Below are 16,650 nucleotides of genomic sequence, written 5' to 3' on the forward strand. Positions count from 1 at the left end.
TGAAGCGCTGGATGAGCGGTTGATGCTCAAGCCATTGCCTGGGGTGTTTTGCCAGTGGCCGGGCGGCTGGGCTGGGGATGTTGGAGTGGCTCCACCGCTGATCGTTCCCACGCTCTGCGTGGGGATGCCGCCAGGGCCGCTCTGCGTCCCACTTTAGGTTCGTGACGCAGAGCGTCACAGGATGCGTTCCCACGCGCGTGGGAATGATCAATCACTTCTTCTTACGCGGCCCAGTATTAAACACCGGCACCTTGCGCACCGGCTTGATCGACGGCTCAGCCGGGGCTACTTCCCCACTGTCCACCCACTTGCCCAGGTTGCGCTTGCCGCCACCGCCGGACGCCTTCGGCTTCTTCGGCTTTTTCGGTTTCTTCACCACCTGCCCGCTGGCATCGGTGTCCGGCACGCGGTGCTCCGGCTCGAAATCCGGTTCCATCTTGCGGGTGAGGGTCTGACGGGTCAGCATCTCGATGGCCGAGAGCATGTTCACCTCATCGGCACACACCAGGGAAATCGCCTCACCGGTGTTGCCCGCACGCCCGGTACGGCCGATACGGTGGATGTAGTCCTCGGCCACGATCGGCAGGTCGAAGTTGACCACCAGCGGCAGGTCTTCGATATCCAGGCCACGGGCCGCCACATCGGTGGCCACCAGGATTTGCACTTCGCTGGCCTTGAAGCGGTCCAGTGCGCGTTGGCGGGTGGCTTGGGGTTTGTCGCCATGAATACCGTCGGCGTTGATGCCCAGGCCCTGCAACTTGTCCACCAGGGCGTCTACGCCGTTGCGGGTCTTGGCGAACACCAGCACTTGCTTCCAACGGCCTTTGCGCATCAGGTGCACAAACAGCTCCGGCTTGCGCTTCTTGTCCACCGGCACCACCCACTGCTTGACGGTGTTGGCGGCAACGTTGCGTGGGCTGACTTCGATGCTCAGCGGGTCGTTGAGCATTTGCCCGGCGAGCAGGCGGATGTCATCGGAGAAGGTCGCGGAGAACAGCAGGGTCTGGCGCTTTTTCGGCAGCATGCGATAAATGTTGGCAAGCTCTTCGGAGAAGCCCAGGTCGAGCATGCGGTCGGCTTCATCCAGCACCAGGGTTTGCAGCTGGTTGAGCTTCAGCGCGTTCTGGCGGAACAGGTCGATCAGGCGGCCAGGGGTGGCGACCAGAATGTCGACGCCTTTGCGCAGCTTCATCATCTGCGGGTTGATGCTCACGCCGCCGTACACCGCGTAAGTGGTCAGCGGCAGGTGTTGGGCGTACTCGGCAACGCTGGCATGAACCTGCTCGGCCAGTTCACGGGTGGGGCACAGGATCAGCGCACGCGCCGAGTTGGCGGCGACTTTCGGCCCTTCCATGGTCAGCAGTTGCAGCAGCGGCAAGGCGAAACCTGCGGTCTTGCCGGTGCCGGTCTGGGCCGCGGCCATCAGGTCGCGACCGGCCAGCACTGCCGGAATGGCTTGCGCCTGCACCGGCGTCGGGGTCTGGTAGCCAAGCGTCTCAAGGGCGCGCAGCAAGGGTTCGATCAGGCCAAGGGTGGCGAAAGTCATGTAGTTACCGTAGGAAAAATTCAGCGCAAGGGCGTAATGCGCGGCAGTTTACCTTATTTCGGGTTTGGGCTTGCGCCATTGGGGCAGGCTGATCAGCAACACCGCGCTGATGATCACCAGCATTGCCAGGGCTTCTTCCAGGCCGATGCTCTCACCCACGAACACAATCCCCAGCAACACGGCGACGGCCGGGTTCACATAGGCGTAGCTGGTCGCCGCCGCCGGGCGTACGTGCTTGAGCAGGTACATATAAGCGTTGAAGGCGATGATCGAGCCGAACACCGTGAGGTACGCCAGGGCCAGCCAGCCCTCCAACGGCGGCATGGCCTTCAGGTGCTCGCCAGACAATGCGCTGACGATCAGCAGCGCCACGCCAGCCACGAGCATTTCCGCGGCGCTGGCCATGGCGCCTTGGGGCAGCGGCAAATGGCGGCTCCACACCGAGCCGAAGGCCCAGGACGCCGCCGCCATCAACAGCAACACCGCGCCCAGTGGGCTCGACTGCAAGGTACTGCCCATGTTGAGCATGGCGATGCCGATGATCCCCAGCAGCACGCCTGCCCATTCCAACCGCGTATTACGCGCGCCCCAGAAAAACCCACACAGCAAGGTAAACAGCGGCACCGTCGCCACCGCCAGCGCCGCCACGCCGGACGACACACCCATATGTTCCGCCACGCTGACGCCACCATTGCCCACGGTGAGCAACAAAATGCCGATCATCCCGGCCGCCTTCCACTGCGGCCAGGTCGGCGCCGGCACCCCGCGCCATCTGAGGAAGCCATACATCAATACCCCCGCCGTGCAAAACCTAATCCCCGCCAGCAACAGCGGCGGCCAGTACTCCACGCCGATACGAATCACCAGATAGGTGGAACCCCAGATCACATACAACGCAAAAAAGGCGGCGATCAACGGTAAGGGAAAGCGACGTGGGCCAGGCATTGGGCGGCTCTATGGCAGGAAATGGGAGACTTATTCTAGAAACGAAGGTGGATAAACTTAAGTTACAAAACCTGTTTAAAACGCCAATACACTTCTCAAACCATGGTTATCAAGGCTATAAACCGTGTTTTCGAAAGCCATGCGCAACCGGAGCCTTATCATGGACAAATACGACCGCATGCTCCTCAGCGCCCTGCTTGAAGATGGCCGTGCTTCCTACGCGCAACTGGCGCGCACCGTGAACCTCTCCGCACCCGCCGTGGCCGAACGCGTGGCCAAGCTTGAGGCCAGCGGCGTGATCACCGGCTACCAAGCCAAGGTGGATTTATCCAAAGTGGGTTTGCCGATTCAATGCGTGATCGAGTTGCGGCTGACCAACCATGGCAGCCAAAAGGTGTACGACGCCCTGGCGGAGATACCCGAACTCACCGAATGCCACCGGGTCACGGGCGACCCATGCGTGATCATGCAAGCGGCGGTGGGCTCGATGCCCGAGTTGGAAAACCTGATTAATCGGGTAGCGAAGTTCGGCTTCAGCAAGACCTCGATTATTCTGTCCAGCGCCATAGAGCGGCGGGTGCCGTTGGGGCAGTTGGACACCAATGGCAAAAATGCTGGCTGAGCGATCGTTCCCACAGGGATCGCGTACTGCCCGAGCGACGCGGTCAACTGTGGGAGCTGGCTTGCCTGCGATGGCGTCAGTGGCCTCACCGAAGAGTCGAACGCTGGACGATCAAATCGACTATCTGCTCGAGGGTCGTGATGTGATCCCAATCCTCCTGCGTCGCTTGCAGCTTGAACTGCCACTTGATCTGCATGACAAAGCAGGTCACGTCGTCATCAATGATGTCGAAGTCATGGATGAAATCGGTGTGCTCCGTCACTTCGCTTCGGTCGATAAAACCGATGATATCCACGAACAGCTGGATCACTTTTTCGCTGATGTCGGCTCTGGCCAGGCTACCTTCCATTTCTCGCCTCATAGGCACACTTACCAATACTGACCAGGTCAAAGACTGCAAGCCCGGCAGCGACGAAGGGCATGCCCCGCCCGATGATGCCAAATACCCGCACCGTGCCAGACGTTGCCTTTGCCATTCTGTCCATGGTGGGTTGCCTGATCAACGTACGAGGGAAAAAGCGCATTCCGATCAGGCTAGCCAGGTTCGTGGTTTTGCTGGAGCCGACGTGAACCCAAGCACCCACCACAATTTTGCTTATGGGTATGCCCGCCGCGTCAGTGATCACTGTGGCTGCCGTGAGGCCGTAGTGTTGCTGTGTACATTTCCAGAGTTCATCAAACGTCGTATCGGGCGCAACGGGGTCAGCGTGAATCGGCTTGAGTAACTGGTAATGAGGGCCATGACTCCAACCTGGCAAACTCGGCAACACCATGACTGCCGGGCAGCTTGTCATCGTGTTGCCCACATGAAACGCCATGCTTGAACTGGAACCCAGATCAATGCCATTTGATTCAAGTTCCAACTTGCTTCGCATGATCGCTGTATGAAGGTCGCTTTCCTGCATGTTCTTTGTCCCTGTGCGTGAATGACACACAGAATGGTAGGTCGCAGTAAAACGTGATGGATGAGTAAAGAAGAAAACCAGAAAGGTCCTAACTCATAGCCGGATTTGACCTACCGACCATTCAGCGCTCAGGTGCCTTGTTTGCGTCGGATTCGGTAGCCAGTCTCGCCCTGTCATCGAATGCTTGGTGACCGGACGTGCAAGTCCGACGCCAGGCCCACGCGTCGGACGGAGTGATGAGATGCGTTGGGTGGAGATGGCGAAGGGGGTGGTGGGCCAGGCGTTGGAGTGCCCACAGCCTCGATAAACGACGCATAACCCAAGTGGGAGCCGAGCTTGCCCGCGATAGCGGAGGGTCAGGCAATAAATGGCTGGCTGATACACCGCTATCGCAGGCAAGCCAGCTCCCACATGGGAAATCCAGTGTTCTTGAGGCAGTAGCCGGATCAGAACCCGCGCTGTTTGCTGATCGTTCCCACGCTCTGCGTGGGAATGCCGCCCTGGGCGCTCTGCGTCCACTCTTAAAGTCGTGACGCGGAGCGTCTCCAGATGCATGCCCACGCGGAGCGTGGGGACGATCAGCGCCAGGCCTTAAAACCCGCGATGTTTCTTCAGGTGCTCATTGATCTTCGCGGCCGGCACTTTTTGCAAGGTACACAGCAAGTCATGGGACAGCTCCCGCAAGCCATGAGTCTGGCGCAGTTCCTGGGCCAGGTGCGCTGTGAGGTTGGCGGCCATTTCCGCATCCGCCAGCGCCCGGTGAGCCTGGCCGGTGTGGGGCAGTTTGGCGTAGGCGTTGAGGGTGCCGAGCTTGTGGTTGGGCGCCGCCGGCATCAGGCGGCGGGCCAGCAACAGGGAGCAGGCGAACTTTTGCAGGCGGGTGCGGCGGATCAGGCCCAGTTCAAAGTCCCAGAACTTCTGGTCGAACGCGGCGTTGTGCGCCATCAAGGGCGTGGTGCCGACGAACTCATTGACTTCGTTCATCACCCGTTCAGCCGGTGGCGCGCTGCGCAGCATGGCGTTGCTGATGCCGGTGAGCTGTTCGATAAACGCCGGTACGCGCACACCGGCGTTCATCAGGCTCTGGTAGCGGTCCACGATCTGCCCACGCTCGAGGATGACCACGCCAATCTCCGTGGCCCGGCAGTGGCTGCTGGGGGTGATGCCAGTGGTTTCAAAGTCGATGACCGCTATACGTTCCAAACCTGTTCCAACTCCGTTCTACGATCTATTTAAGCAACAACGCGCCTTCGATCGGCACGTAGTGGCTGGCGGCGCGTATCAATGAGTTGGCCGTCAGCCCCGGCACGCCGTAGGCCACGGCCCGCACGCCATGCTTGTGGATGATGCGTTCGAGCAACATGTCGAAATCACCGTCACCAGAGGCCAATACGACTTCGTCGACATGGTCGGCGGCGTCCATGATGTCCAGCGTGATGCCCACGTCCCAGTCGCCCTTGGCGGAGCCGTCGCTGCGCTGGATATACGGCTTGAGTTTTACCGTGAAGCCCAGGTTGCGCAGGATCTGCTGGAACTGCTGCTGCTTGCTGTCGCCGCGGTCGATGGCATAGGCGTACGCCTCGACAATCTGCCCGCGCGCGCTGATGTCAGCCCACAGGGCGGCGTAGTTGAAGTGGCAACCATAGGCCTGGCGCACGGTGTAGTAGAGGTTTTGCACATCGGCGAACACTGCAATTTTTTTCACCGCACTTCCTCATGGACAGCCAGGCGCCAGCGCCCGGAAAGGGCGCCAGTATGCCAGCCAAGGGAGCGTTTCCGGGAAAAAATCAGACCGGAGCGCCGCAGCGCCCCGGGCCTGATGTGTCAGACGAAGGAATCGTCGTCGCCAAAGGAAGAGGAATCGTCGGAATAATCGCTGTCGGCGAAGCTATCGGCGTTATTGCTGCCCCAGCTGTCATTGCCGGCAAACGTCTGGTCATCGTTGCCCCAGTTACCTGAATCACTGGCCGGTGCCGGTTGTTCGATGATCTCCTCCACCACCTGCGGTTGCTGGTTGTGATGGAACAGGCTGCTGATCCCTTCGGCCAGCAACACCCCACCGGCCACGCCGGCGGCTGTCTTCATGGCACCACCGAGGAAGCCACTGCCGGCTGGCGCGGCTGCCGGTGCTTGCGCCGGCTGATAGTTCTGCTGGGGCGCTGGCTGGTTGAACGATGGCCGCGCCGGTTCACGCCAGCCGCCACCTGAGTTGCTCGGCGCAGGTTGTGGCTCACGGGAACCGCCGCCAAAGATGCTCGACAGGAACCCACCACCGCTGGCCGGCGCAGGTTGCGTGGCTTTGGCCCGTTGCAGCTCGTCCTGCAATTGCTGAATCTGCTGGGCCTGTTGCTTGTTCTGCGCGTCAAGACTCTGCAGCGCATGTTCCTGTACCAGAATCGACTGGGTCATGTAGTAGCCGACGGCAGGTTGGCGAGCCATATGCTCCTTGATCCGCGCTTCGGCCTGGGCGTCGCGGGGGGCTGAGTCCGTTTCGGCTTGCTGCAACCGTGAAAACAGTCCATCGATCAGGGTTTGCTCTTCGCTATTCATGGCGACCTCGTTAGATTGCCGATAAAAAATTCCGGTCCCGCCTGTGATCAGGCTGGGGGCTTTCCAGTTATGGGGATGTTACGAGTTGTTTCAATGGTCTTTACTCAAGGTTTACGTTTGCGCCCCTTGGACCCTGATCGGTTAAAGTGTGGCCCTCTGCTTCCAGGCCTGTGATGACCCTGATGAATCCGTTAGACGTTTTGCGCGACTCCTTCCGCTTTACCCAGCGCAACCTGGGCGCCATCGTCCAGCTGTGCCTGCCATTGGTGATCCTCGAAGCCTTGCTGCAACAGGTGCTGGACCACACGCTGGGCCCGGATGCGTTTCCCGGCTACAGCGTGGTCGTAGGTTTGTTGGTGTACCCGCTGTACACCGGCGCCCTGATCCTGTTTCTCGACGCCCGCACCCGAGGCGAGTCGCCGCGCACCAAGGACGTGTGGGCCATGGCCTTGAGCCTGTGGCCGCGTTTTGCCCTGCTGACAGCCATGAGCACGTTGCTGATTCTGTTGGGGCTGTCGCTGTATTTCCTGCCGGGCTTGTGGCTGATGGTGGTGCTGGCGTTTGCCGAATACCTGCTGGTGCTGCGCGGCATGCCCGCCCTGGAGGCGATGAAGGAAAGCTTTCGCCTGACCCGCGGGCATTTCTGGCGCATCCTGGTGTGCCTGCTGTGCGTGATGACGCCGTTGTGGCTGCTCAAGGGCGCCAGCGTGGCGGCATACCCTGAGCCCGCGCCGTTGCTGGGTTTGCTGATGGACAGCGCCCACAGCTTCCTGCAACTGTTCACCAGCGTGGTGCTGTTCCGTTTATTCATGCTGATCGGTGGCGACGCCGACGTGCGGTGATATGCTCCGTGGCTCTTCTGACACGCATATAAGCCGAGCCGATGACCCGTTTATTGCGCATCACCCTGTTGAGCCTGTTGATCATCGCCGGCCTGCTGGCCGCGCTGATCTACAGCCTGACCTGGCGCCCTGCCGACAAAGAGACCCTGCCCGTCAGTTGCGTGGCACCCCGCGCCCCGACGCTGTTGCCGGGGCAGGCGCTCAAGGTCATGACCTGGAATGTGCAATACCTGGCCGGCAAGAACTACGTGTTCTGGTACGACACCCCGGACGGCAGCGGCCCGGACGATCGCCCCACCGTCGAAGACATGGCCTTTAGCCTCGACGAAGTGGCCCGGGTGATTCGCGACGAACAGCCCGACATCCTGCTGTTGCAGGAAGTCGACGAAGGCGCCAAGCCTTCCCATTATCAGGACCAGCTTGCGCTGTTGCAGGAGCGTCTGGTCGACCTCTACCCGTGCAGCGCCCAGGCCTTCGACTGGAAAGCCGACTTTGTGCCCAGCCTGCATATCTTCGGCAGCGTCGGGCGCAAGCTCGCTACGCTCAGCCGCTACCAGATCGAACATGCCGAACGCCTGCAACTGCCAACCGCCGATGCCAACTTCGTCAGCCGTCAGTTCCAACCCAAGCCGGCCCTGCTGCTGACGTATCTGCCCTTGAGCGACGGAGGCCAACTGGCGGTGCTCAATACCCGCCTGGACGCCGGTGCGCCAGGGCGCAGTGCCGTGCGGGAGCAAGTGACGAGTACGGTAAGACTGCTGGATAAACTCGAAGGTCGCGGCACACCCTGGTTGATTGGCGGGGATTTCAACCTGCTGCCACTGGGCCAGTTCCTGCGCCTGGACGCAGAAAAGCGTGGCCAGTATTCGCCGGACAGTGAGTTGCATCTGCTGTGGGACAAGTACCCGATGATCCCCAGCAACAGCCAATCCAGTGGCATCGACCGCGAGAAATGGCTGACGCACTTCCCCAACGACCCAGGCCTTGATGGCCCGGATCGCACGCTGGATTACCTGTTCTACAGCTCGCGCGTCAAACGCGTGGAAGCCAAGGTGCGCCAGGAAGATACGTTGCGTATTTCCAATCACCTGCCGGTGATCGCCCGATTCCTGTTGCCTGCCGCGCAATAACCCCTAGGGTTTCAGGAGCGGTTTAAGCCACTCAAGGCTGGCGACCGTGGTGCCGGATGGGCGGTATTCACAGCCGATCCATCCTCGGTAGCCACGCTGCTCCAGCGCCGCGAACAAGCCAGCGAAGTCCATGGTCCCGGTGCCCGGCTCATGACGCCCCGGGTTGTCGGCGATTTGTACATGGACGGTCCTGTCGTAAAACTGCGCCAGCACCCCGGCTGGGTCGCAGGTCAACAACTGGGCATGGTAAAGGTCCAGAATCAGCCCGACACTCGTAAAGGTTTCCAGCACCTGCTGGGCCTTGCTGAAGTCAGACAGGTAATAGCCAGGCATCGCCTGCGGGCTGATGACTTCAATCAACGTTCGCAAACCCTGATCTTCAAGGTACTTGATCGCGTATTCCAGGTTATTGGTGTAGGCAAGCGCGCTCTCATCCTGAGGCGTGGTCACGCCCGACATGATGTGCACATCCGAGCAGTTCAGCGCCTTCGCATAGCGGGCCGCCTCGCGCAGCCCCTCGCGAAATTCCTGTTCCTTGCCCTGCAAGGCAGCGATGCCTTTGGTCACGCCCGCTGGCGCCGCGAACTGAATCAACGGCAGGTTGTATTGGGCCAGATGGTCAGCGAGCAGGCTGGCGTCGAATTCATAGGGTGACGGGAACTCCACTGCCCTGAAACCGGCAGCGGCGGCGGCTTCGATGCGTTGCAGAAAAGGCAACTCGTTGAATTGGAAACCGAGGTGAGCATTGAACTTGAGCATTGGGTACATATCCATCCTGGGAAAAAACGAAATCATCAGCCTTGGGTGTCGTTGGCGGCCGAATCCCTGATTCCAAGCCTTCAGGTAATGAGCCCAGCCTGCGTAAAGACTGGGAATGACTTGAACACTCAGGGCTTTCTGGGCTTGATCCTGGCCGTCGCTTCGGCCACCAACGGGTCATCTGGCCAATAATGGTTGTTATCACCTACTGCTCTTCAGATTGACACCCTTGGAGCCCTTGCTCCGTAGCCGTCCTAGTTCATGCAGGCAGAACACAGTTGACTGTCAATCCTCTCTTCCAATATTGACAGCGGTCACGGACATTTTCTTGAAGATTGACACGTCTCAGCAAAACGGAGCGTGCTCACACTGCAGTACATTGACACGTTTAAAAGTGTCTTTCGCCAGATTGGTGATTCCATGACCATGCAACCACCCGTTCCTCACACATCCGGCCATCCTCAAGGCAGGCAGCGACGCAAGATTAACTCTCTACTATCTACCTCTTTTATCGAAGCAAAGAGGCCGTCATGGAAAGACTATCCACGCGCAAGATTCAGCAAGTTCTACGTCCCAATAGGTCGCCCTGTCTGCTCGCCAGATCACTGTCAGCTTGCAATTTGGTCGAGCCAGCGTAGGGGATTAACTAAATCGCTTTGCTGCAAGCGGGCTGATATGGCCCTCTGCTCTTTCCTATGCCGATCTGCAACGAAGTTTCCCCCCCTCCGCCGCTCGCTGCCCCCAGTGAACAACGTCCGATACCTAATTGGGCAAACGCTCACGCCGAACTGCACCATCCCGGTGTCACCTAGGCCCAGCTCTGGCTGGAGTACCGCCCCAGCCAACCACGGGGTACAGAGTACAAGTTTTATATGCACATTCATTAAAGGTACCTAGTATGTTGCCTCCACGGTGGGCTATCGACGTCCATGGCAAGCGCAAATTTCCCTGTACATAGAACGTCTTTATGTTCATGGCGTAGTAGTATGCGTAGACTTGACCACCCACTCGCATTGCCACCGACCGGACATTCGAATTTACACTGCCAACTCTATTACGTTCGACTTCACCAGTGGTTGTGTTAGTCGGCAAGAGATTGCAAAGTCTAGTCGTTCTAGAGAGAAATATGACAATGCTGAGCGCCCCCCGCTCTGACCTGTTGCGGCGCTGTAGAGATAGAAAGAAAATTTTGGTGGACGGATGCGTTGGCCGCGTATGATTGCACCAGCTATTCAATTAATTTGAGTTAGCAATGAAGCATCATCCAATTCTGGATGATCAAAAAAATATTTTAAACTGTGTTTTAAGGATAAAACCATGAACGCTGATCGTGAAGCCATCTGTAAAAAACTGCAAAACGCTCTTGTAAATTTTGATTTAATTCTGGCGCTAGAAGCTATAAGCATACTAGATAGTGAAGACGTCGCGACACAATTTTTGGCCCAACTGGCGCAGCCAGGCGCATTCAAGATCCGTGGGGCTCAAGACAAACGAAACGAGTTTTACAAGCAGCTTTTGAATGAGAAAATATTGATTGAGCGCCATGCTGAAGCTCATCAGTTTGCTCAGGATCAATTTAAAAAAATTCTTTTGATTGAAGAAGACTTTTCCCGAATTAGATCAACTCTGATCAGGTGCGATGCGGCAAAACTCCCGAAGGATATTCAATTTTGGAGTCAAGTCATCTGGGCGGCACAAGCATTGAAGTATATTCATGATGAAAGTGAGCGAAGTGTAACGGAAATCTCCTCCAACAATGCGTCATTTGCTATGCCAGAAATGGTTGTGATTAAGGACAAAGATGGGCAAGAAATAAATGCGGACGGCGCTTTATCTTCTATAATCGAAAATCTTAGTCTTACATTGAAAATGCTTTCTCATGAAAACGAGTGGAACTCTGAAGGAAAGTTGATGGGCCCTCCAAAGATTGAGGTATCTGAAGAGCATCTGTTCAAGGCCACATCTATTCAAATGCTCGCAAGTGCCTGGAATTGTCTTGAAGACATCGCAAACCGAACACTTATATTTGGCGGCGAGATAACTTCTCTTGAGGAGGCAGGTGTTCCTGAAGGAATTAATGGAAAAGATTTTTTTGACCAGTATAGTGACTGTAAAGTCTTTCATCGCACTCCAACGGACATTGAAAAACTAGACTTCCTGGCTAATCGCAGGCTCCATTCTTGGGCTATGCAGAATGTAGCAAAGATAAAGTACGGAACAAAAATGCAGGCGCTTGTTAAGACAGACAAGGAACCAGTTCCAAGCCTATCGGCCGTGCGCTTTATCTCCATGGACGAGGCGATAACGGTAGCAAGCTTGAGTGAGATTTTAGCTTTTGATGTCATCACGGACAACGAAAAATATCACGGATTAACACTCAGAGAGTGGGTGCGAGGTTATTCTTCGCTGAGGTTGCTTGCGGAAAGAAAATATTTAGATATGAGCTTAGTAACCATTGATAGGGCAGCGTTGAAAAAAGAGCTCTGTGCTTGCAAAATTCCAGAGTCGAGTGTCTTCGACTTGATAAAACACTTAACATTCGGATTAAACTGTCATGACTTGTTCGACTCTCCTTTGATATTTTCTGAAGGTCATAAGTTTTCATTCTTTCCTCAAGCCATCCTATCCTGCAATCTGACAAACGTCATTTTATCAAAACTTGGTTCGCTTGATGTTGAGTTTGATAAAAAGAGGAAAGGTAAGACAAAGGAGAAGAAAGGCTCTAGTAAGAAATCTAAAATTGCTTCAAAAAAAGGTGACGGATTCGAAAAAAAGATAGTATCTTTTTTTAAGGAGCTAAACTACAAGTGCGCATCGACGAGCTTTAATATTGATGATGCTCAATATCAGTATGACGCACTACTTCTTCTGGATGACACGTTATTTTTAATTGAGTGTAAAAACACATCAATCTCGGGTAATCACGCAGTTCAAGCAAAGCGTTATTTTGAGTTTATCTCGAAAACAATAGGCCAAGTAAAAAGGCTAGAGCGCGGATTAAAAGCTCGACCAGAAATGGTGGAGTTGCTGTTTGGACGAAAGCTTTCCGAACTCACAATAGCCCCTTTGATTCTCAACTCCTTAACCTATTCATGCCCTCCTATTGAGGGTGTCTATATCTCTGACAATTCCGCCTTAAGCAAGTTTTTTAAAGAGAGTACTATTTCTCAGTTTAGTTACATGAATGGCGTCAAAACACCTTCAAAAAACACTCATAGACTTTGGTCAGGCGAGCGGCCTACGTCTCAAGAGCTATTAGATTATCTGGCGTGGCCGCCACAGTTAGAAATTATGGCAAAACATATGAGCTACCATAAACATCCACATTACACATCTGAGAGCTCAATGTTTTACTCGGGCGTGTTAGATATTGACGAAGTCGCAATGACGAAAGCAAAAATGGAAGCGGCTGAAGTTTAAAGTATGGAGAAGGGAATCGAATCTCTCTATTGACGCGTCATTCTAGAGCACCGAGCGTAGGAGCGCGAATGTCTAGAACTGGAATTAGGTTTCAGCGCGACGGTGATCGCGCTGGTTCTCTATAGCGGTGTTCCCTCTGTACAGCAGAACTCCCCAGCAACTGGTCAGTTGGCACACCGTGGGATTTGCCGTTCAGTACGAGCTTGGTTCACGGATAAGGTTTGTCCACGCGGAAATCGGTGGTCGTCGAGTCGAAACCAATCTAAGAATTGGCGCCCGCTACCCCTAGGAAATTCGAAGGATGAACAACCGAAAGCCGTGAGGCACGTAATTTCTACACTAGTAGTGGCTTGTTGCTATGCTGCAGTCTTTTGCTTGGCACAACGCAAGGAGCCCGCTGACAGCATGACATCATTGATACCTGAAAACTTAAGCCTGCCCGGGACCCATGCATTGGTAATAGGGGTGAGTGCATACGAGTTCCTAAGCGGTAGCGCAAACTGCAGCCCTCAAGGTAGCGAGTTCGTGATCGGGCAGCTTTCAGCCGCAGCTCGCTCTGCGTCTGAATTTGCCGCGTGGTTGATGACTGAATACAACCGCCCTGGTCTACCCCTGCGCAGCTTGCGTGTTTTGCTATCGCCTTCGCCCAATGAAACCATCGCGCCAAGCATTCAAGCCCTCCTCAAAGGCGATTGGCGAGCCACTCGAGAAAACGTAGACGTCATGTTTGCTCATTTCAGAGATGCCGCCAAAAGCCACGATGAAAACGTTGCTATTGTCTATGTTGTCGGACACGGCGTGCAGTTCAGTAAGAATGGGGCGGTCTTGTTATTGAACGATTTTGCTAGCCCACTGCATCGCTATGAAACGTATATCGGCGCAATGGATATGAGGAAGATGCATGACGCGATGAATCAAGAGAGTGATATTGCCCAAACTCAGTTTTGGTTCGTCGATGTATGCAGGGATCTGCCCAAAGAACTTGAAAAATATGAAACTCTTGCGGGAGTTAAGGGTGGTAACGTAACGCGGACAGGATCAGCCAAGTCCTCTCCCTTGTTTATCTCTGCATCCCCTGGCCAAGGTGCCTTTGCAAAATTGAATGGGTTGACTCTATTCTGCGATGCTCTTTTGAAAGGACTTAAAGAGGGGCACGCAGCGCGCTCTGAGGGAGAGCGCAATTCACCATGGCGGGTGTCTGTCAATACTTTGCTCGAATACCTACCAGCCGCAGTGCAGGCTTTAGCTGGCACCGGAGGAAAAACACAAGAGGTTGAGTGCACGGGTAAAATGACCAACGCGGTGCTACATGAGTGCCTCACGCCCCCCGATGTTGACTTAACCATCTCTATACGATCTGGTCATAACAATACTAACTATACTGCCAACCTTAAACACCGTGGCACAACCCTGTATAAGAGTTATTCGAAATGGCCACTTACAGCTAAAGTACCTGCCGGCCTCTATGCAATCGAAGTAACGACTCTATCGCCACACGGTGTGGATGAGGACTGCTTGAACCTTCAACCTCCCGTCAATGAAAAGGAAATTCCGCTATGACTGTTGAAGGAGAAACTACTGGTGTATTGCATATAGAAATAGACTCAAAATTGTACTACCGCGGAAAGGGGATCCGTGTGGAAATCCGTGATAGCGATTTGATTCTGATACAGCCTGCAACCACTCAGCGCAGCTTCGAACTGCCGTACGGGCTTTACGAAATAAGTGCAGTTTTAGATGACGGAAAGCGGACGACAAAGGTTACAGAAGTTAACTGTCGACAACCGAACCGTATTAAGCTCGAGCCTAATCTGCCTTTTGAGCCTTTGGCTTCAAAAAATGATAGCGACTTTCGTTCGGTGAGCGAATTGCACCATCTTCACTCCGTCAAGACGGACATGGAGATAGTCGATATTAGCTCCGACGTGACGGTATATGAAGTGGAGAGCCATTGGATTCTCCGCCACTCTCAAAAGATGGAACAGGTGCCTGTGGCTACGATATCCAGCTCAGGTAGTACTTTGCAAGCGAGCCTTCCTATCAGCGCAGGCGATCACCGATTTTCCGTAACTTGTCATGTTACCCGCCAGTTCGAACCGTCATTTGGGCCTGTGCAAATCAAAATTTCGCAGTCCCGAAGCATCGCCTCCGCAATGGAGAGAATGGTTGAAGCAGGTCAGTTTGAATCGGCCACCCGGCTCGCCAACAAGGCAATGGAGACCTTGCTATCGAAGTTCATCGATCCCACCGGTGCTGCCCTAGCCGCGTTGATCCTTTACAAAGCAGATCGGCTCGATGACAAAATGGATCTCCTCTTTTCATTAGTGAAGCGCTTCGGCTGGCTGCCTGATGGCAAGATATTACTGGCCTCGCAGTTGGTACGACTCCCGGGACAACGCGAAAAAGCGCTGCAGCTCGCTTGTCAGGCAAGCGAACAACGAATTCTATTTACCGAAACCTTCTCACTATTACTTGATCTGTTGCGCTACTGGCCGGAAAACGATAGCAAGAATCGCAGCGAAGCCCTATCCCGCCTGAGCGAGCGTGCGCCCTTTGTCGACTGGCGCTCCACGTACCTATGCTATCAATTGCAGGAGGGCCAAGATGCTAACGCTACAACTCCTTCCGGCGCGTGAGGGCGATGCGATTTGGGTGCGTTGGGGCCCCCCGGATGCCCCTTATCAGATGCTAATCGATATGGGCCCTGAAGAAACGGGTAAGGAGTTGCGAGAGCGCATCAGCGCATTGCCTGAAAATCAACGATCATTCGAGCTGATCGTTGTAACCCATATTGACCGCGATCACATTGGCGGCTTGCTGTCTTGTTTGGTAGATGCGAAACCTATACCTGGCTTTACAACGAAGGATTTTTGGTTCAATGGTTTTGCCCATTTGGATGGACTGAAACCCCAGGACGAGTTTGAGTCTATGGGAGCAGTTCAGGGCGAGCGATTAAGCCATTGGCTCGGAACGCAAAACTGGAACAAGTTATTCGCAGGTGGGCCTGTATGTCGTGGACACAAATTACCTCTGCCCCATCGAGACTTTGAAGGTGGTATGCGATTGACTGTTCTAGGCCCAACAGCTGGAAGGCTCAGTGACTTGAAGCCTGTATGGCGAAAAGAGGTTGAAGCTGCGCTAAGGAAAGCACAGCAAAATATCTCAGATGAGGGCCTGGAGAGAATGGGTGAGAACTCCATTCATGCACTCAATGATAAGGAAGCGCTATTGCGTCTCGCCGAGCAACAACTTACAAGAGACAACAGCCCGGCGAACGCGAGCAGTATTGTACTGTTGTTGGAATACCAGAATACAAGGATATTATTATCTGGCGATGCTTTTTCAACAGATTTAAAAGAATCTGTGCAACTGTTTTCCCAAGGCCAGCCTCTTGAGCTAGCTGCCTTCAAGGTTCCCCATCACGGCAGTCGACGGAATCTATGCAAAGCGCTGATCGAAAGTGTCCGCTGTCCCTGTTGGCTTATCTCGACCGATGGCTCTCGTTTCCAGCATCCCGACGACGAAGCAGTGGCGCGCATCCTCAGTTATAGCAAACATTGCCCTATTACTATAGGGTTTAACATCCGCAGCGAATACAATGAAAAATGGAGTAATGACGATTGGCGGGAAAGGTTCGGCTACCGCACTACATACGGCAACATAGAGGATGGCCTAATCTTGAAGTTCCAAGGAGGGTCTTTTGTAGACAGCTAGCAAGTAACTTTATAGTTTTCGCGTGCAGTATAAATACCTCATGTTTGCATGGGGAGGCGCAAGCGTGGTTCCATGCTGATAAGATCTTATAGGTACTTCATCGGCCGGCTCAATAAATAGAAAAATTCTGCAAGGGCACGGTAAGCGTCTAGGCAACACACCTTGACGAGGCCTTCGCGTCATTCGGTTTCGATGATGGCTTGCTTCCTCTATGCTT

At 54.8% G+C, this 16,650-nt stretch carries 15 protein-coding genes and 1 pseudogene; 8 read left to right on the top strand and 8 right to left on the bottom strand.

Annotation, left to right across the window (positions count from 1 at the left end):
* Positions 1 to 211: 211 nt before the first annotated feature.
* Together rhlE1 and yedA are read right to left on the bottom strand one after the other, a co-directional pair.
* Entirely contained in the window at positions 212 to 1,546 is a 1,335-nt protein-coding gene (gene rhlE1, locus AC1RAC_RS15270; RefSeq protein ID WP_034126931.1) for an RNA helicase RhlE1, read from the bottom strand.
* Positions 1,547 to 1,594: 48 nt separating this feature from the next.
* On the bottom strand, positions 1,595 to 2,491 hold the full coding sequence (yedA, locus tag AC1RAC_RS15275; protein ID WP_072448278.1) for a drug/metabolite exporter YedA: 897 nt from the start codon (positions 2,489 to 2,491) through the stop codon (positions 1,595 to 1,597).
* 160 nt (positions 2,492 to 2,651) lie between these two features.
* On the opposite strand from yedA, the gene AC1RAC_RS15280 reads away from it, so the two are divergent.
* Positions 2,652 to 3,113: an Lrp/AsnC family transcriptional regulator gene (locus AC1RAC_RS15280; protein ID WP_044268904.1), complete on the top strand. Its 462-nt coding sequence runs from the start codon at positions 2,652 to 2,654 to the stop codon at positions 3,111 to 3,113.
* Between the two features lie 85 nt (positions 3,114 to 3,198).
* Here AC1RAC_RS15280 and AC1RAC_RS15285 read toward each other — a convergent pair whose 3' ends face one another.
* The 5 genes from AC1RAC_RS15285 to AC1RAC_RS15305 all read right to left on the bottom strand — a co-directional run bounded on the left by AC1RAC_RS15285 (position 3,199) and on the right by AC1RAC_RS15305 (position 6,568).
* Positions 3,199 to 3,462, bottom strand: a complete 264-nt coding sequence (locus AC1RAC_RS15285; protein WP_492616736.1) for an acyl carrier protein — start codon at positions 3,460 to 3,462, stop codon at positions 3,199 to 3,201.
* Complete coding sequence (locus AC1RAC_RS15290) at positions 3,452 to 4,018, bottom strand: hypothetical protein (RefSeq protein ID WP_057975539.1); 567 nt, start codon at positions 4,016 to 4,018, stop codon at positions 3,452 to 3,454. The genes AC1RAC_RS15285 and AC1RAC_RS15290 overlap by 11 nt, the downstream gene beginning before the upstream one ends.
* Before the next feature lie 591 nt (positions 4,019 to 4,609).
* Positions 4,610 to 5,221 carry a 3'-5' exonuclease gene (locus AC1RAC_RS15295; RefSeq protein ID WP_054896175.1) on the bottom strand — a complete coding sequence of 204 codons (612 nt, stop codon included), beginning with the start codon at positions 5,219 to 5,221 and terminating at the stop codon, positions 4,610 to 4,612.
* A 25-nt stretch (positions 5,222 to 5,246) separates the two neighbouring features.
* A complete protein-coding gene (locus AC1RAC_RS15300) occupies positions 5,247 to 5,723 on the bottom strand; it encodes a LabA-like NYN domain-containing protein (protein WP_003194396.1) in 477 nt (158 codons plus the stop codon).
* Between the two features lie 119 nt (positions 5,724 to 5,842).
* On the bottom strand, positions 5,843 to 6,568 hold the full coding sequence (locus AC1RAC_RS15305; RefSeq protein WP_054896176.1) for a DUF2076 domain-containing protein: 726 nt from the start codon (positions 6,566 to 6,568) through the stop codon (positions 5,843 to 5,845).
* A 182-nt stretch (positions 6,569 to 6,750) separates the two neighbouring features.
* Between AC1RAC_RS15305 and AC1RAC_RS15310 the strand changes: the two genes are divergently transcribed.
* Both AC1RAC_RS15310 and AC1RAC_RS15315 read left to right on the top strand, forming a co-directional pair.
* Complete coding sequence (locus AC1RAC_RS15310; RefSeq protein WP_032873246.1) at positions 6,751 to 7,410, top strand: DUF7847 domain-containing protein; 660 nt, start codon at positions 6,751 to 6,753, stop codon at positions 7,408 to 7,410.
* Between the two features lie 41 nt (positions 7,411 to 7,451).
* A complete protein-coding gene (locus AC1RAC_RS15315; protein ID WP_463388690.1) occupies positions 7,452 to 8,540 on the top strand; it encodes an endonuclease/exonuclease/phosphatase family protein in 1,089 nt (362 codons plus the stop codon).
* A 3-nt stretch (positions 8,541 to 8,543) separates the two neighbouring features.
* Here the strand turns inward: AC1RAC_RS15315 and AC1RAC_RS15320 are convergent, their stop codons facing one another.
* Positions 8,544 to 9,299 carry a hydroxypyruvate isomerase family protein gene (locus AC1RAC_RS15320; protein WP_127881458.1) on the bottom strand — a complete coding sequence of 252 codons (756 nt, stop codon included), beginning with the start codon at positions 9,297 to 9,299 and terminating at the stop codon, positions 8,544 to 8,546.
* A 530-nt stretch (positions 9,300 to 9,829) separates the two neighbouring features.
* Between AC1RAC_RS15320 and AC1RAC_RS15325 the strand changes: the two are divergent.
* The 5 genes and pseudogenes from AC1RAC_RS15325 to AC1RAC_RS15345 all read left to right on the top strand — a co-directional run.
* Positions 9,830 to 10,171 (top strand): annotated as a pseudogene (locus AC1RAC_RS15325) (IS21 family transposase); the annotation flags it as partial.
* A gap of 445 nt (positions 10,172 to 10,616) precedes the next feature.
* A complete protein-coding gene (locus tag AC1RAC_RS15330; protein WP_492616737.1) occupies positions 10,617 to 12,719 on the top strand; it encodes a hypothetical protein in 2,103 nt (700 codons plus the stop codon).
* 405 nt (positions 12,720 to 13,124) lie between these two features.
* Complete coding sequence (locus AC1RAC_RS15335) at positions 13,125 to 14,279, top strand: caspase family protein (RefSeq protein WP_492616738.1); 1,155 nt, start codon at positions 13,125 to 13,127, stop codon at positions 14,277 to 14,279.
* Entirely contained in the window at positions 14,276 to 15,355 is a 1,080-nt protein-coding gene (locus AC1RAC_RS15340) for a hypothetical protein (protein ID WP_492616739.1), read from the top strand. Before AC1RAC_RS15335 ends, AC1RAC_RS15340 begins: the two co-directional genes overlap by 4 nt.
* Entirely contained in the window at positions 15,324 to 16,433 is a 1,110-nt protein-coding gene (locus AC1RAC_RS15345; RefSeq protein ID WP_492616740.1) for a ComEC/Rec2 family competence protein, read from the top strand. Before AC1RAC_RS15340 ends, AC1RAC_RS15345 begins: the two co-directional genes overlap by 32 nt.
* The last annotated feature ends 217 nt before the right edge of the window (positions 16,434 to 16,650 follow it).

The organism is Pseudomonas sp. GW823-FHT02F05 (assembly GCF_058797315.1).

Bases quoted from the DNA above. Each gene is read 5' to 3' on its own strand.
- AC1RAC_RS15330 (WP_492616737.1), top strand. From the start codon at position 10,617: ATGAACGCTGATCGTGAAGCCATCTGTAAAAAACTGCAAAACGCTCTT.
- yedA (WP_072448278.1), bottom strand. From the start codon at position 2,491: ATGCCTGGCCCACGTCGCTTTCCCTTACCGTTGATCGCCGCCTTTTTT.
- AC1RAC_RS15345 (WP_492616740.1), top strand. From the start codon at position 15,324: ATGCTAACGCTACAACTCCTTCCGGCGCGTGAGGGCGATGCGATTTGG.
- AC1RAC_RS15285 (WP_492616736.1), bottom strand. From the start codon at position 3,462: ATGGAAGGTAGCCTGGCCAGAGCCGACATCAGCGAAAAAGTGATCCAG.
- AC1RAC_RS15335 (WP_492616738.1), top strand. From the start codon at position 13,125: ATGACATCATTGATACCTGAAAACTTAAGCCTGCCCGGGACCCATGCA.
- AC1RAC_RS15305 (WP_054896176.1), bottom strand. From the start codon at position 6,568: ATGAATAGCGAAGAGCAAACCCTGATCGATGGACTGTTTTCACGGTTG.
- AC1RAC_RS15320 (WP_127881458.1), bottom strand. From the start codon at position 9,299: ATGCTCAAGTTCAATGCTCACCTCGGTTTCCAATTCAACGAGTTGCCT.
- AC1RAC_RS15280 (WP_044268904.1), top strand. From the start codon at position 2,652: ATGGACAAATACGACCGCATGCTCCTCAGCGCCCTGCTTGAAGATGGC.
- AC1RAC_RS15340 (WP_492616739.1), top strand. From the start codon at position 14,276: ATGACTGTTGAAGGAGAAACTACTGGTGTATTGCATATAGAAATAGAC.
- rhlE1 (WP_034126931.1), bottom strand. From the start codon at position 1,546: ATGACTTTCGCCACCCTTGGCCTGATCGAACCCTTGCTGCGCGCCCTT.
- AC1RAC_RS15310 (WP_032873246.1), top strand. From the start codon at position 6,751: ATGAATCCGTTAGACGTTTTGCGCGACTCCTTCCGCTTTACCCAGCGC.
- AC1RAC_RS15315 (WP_463388690.1), top strand. From the start codon at position 7,452: ATGACCCGTTTATTGCGCATCACCCTGTTGAGCCTGTTGATCATCGCC.
- AC1RAC_RS15290 (WP_057975539.1), bottom strand. From the start codon at position 4,018: ATGCAGGAAAGCGACCTTCATACAGCGATCATGCGAAGCAAGTTGGAA.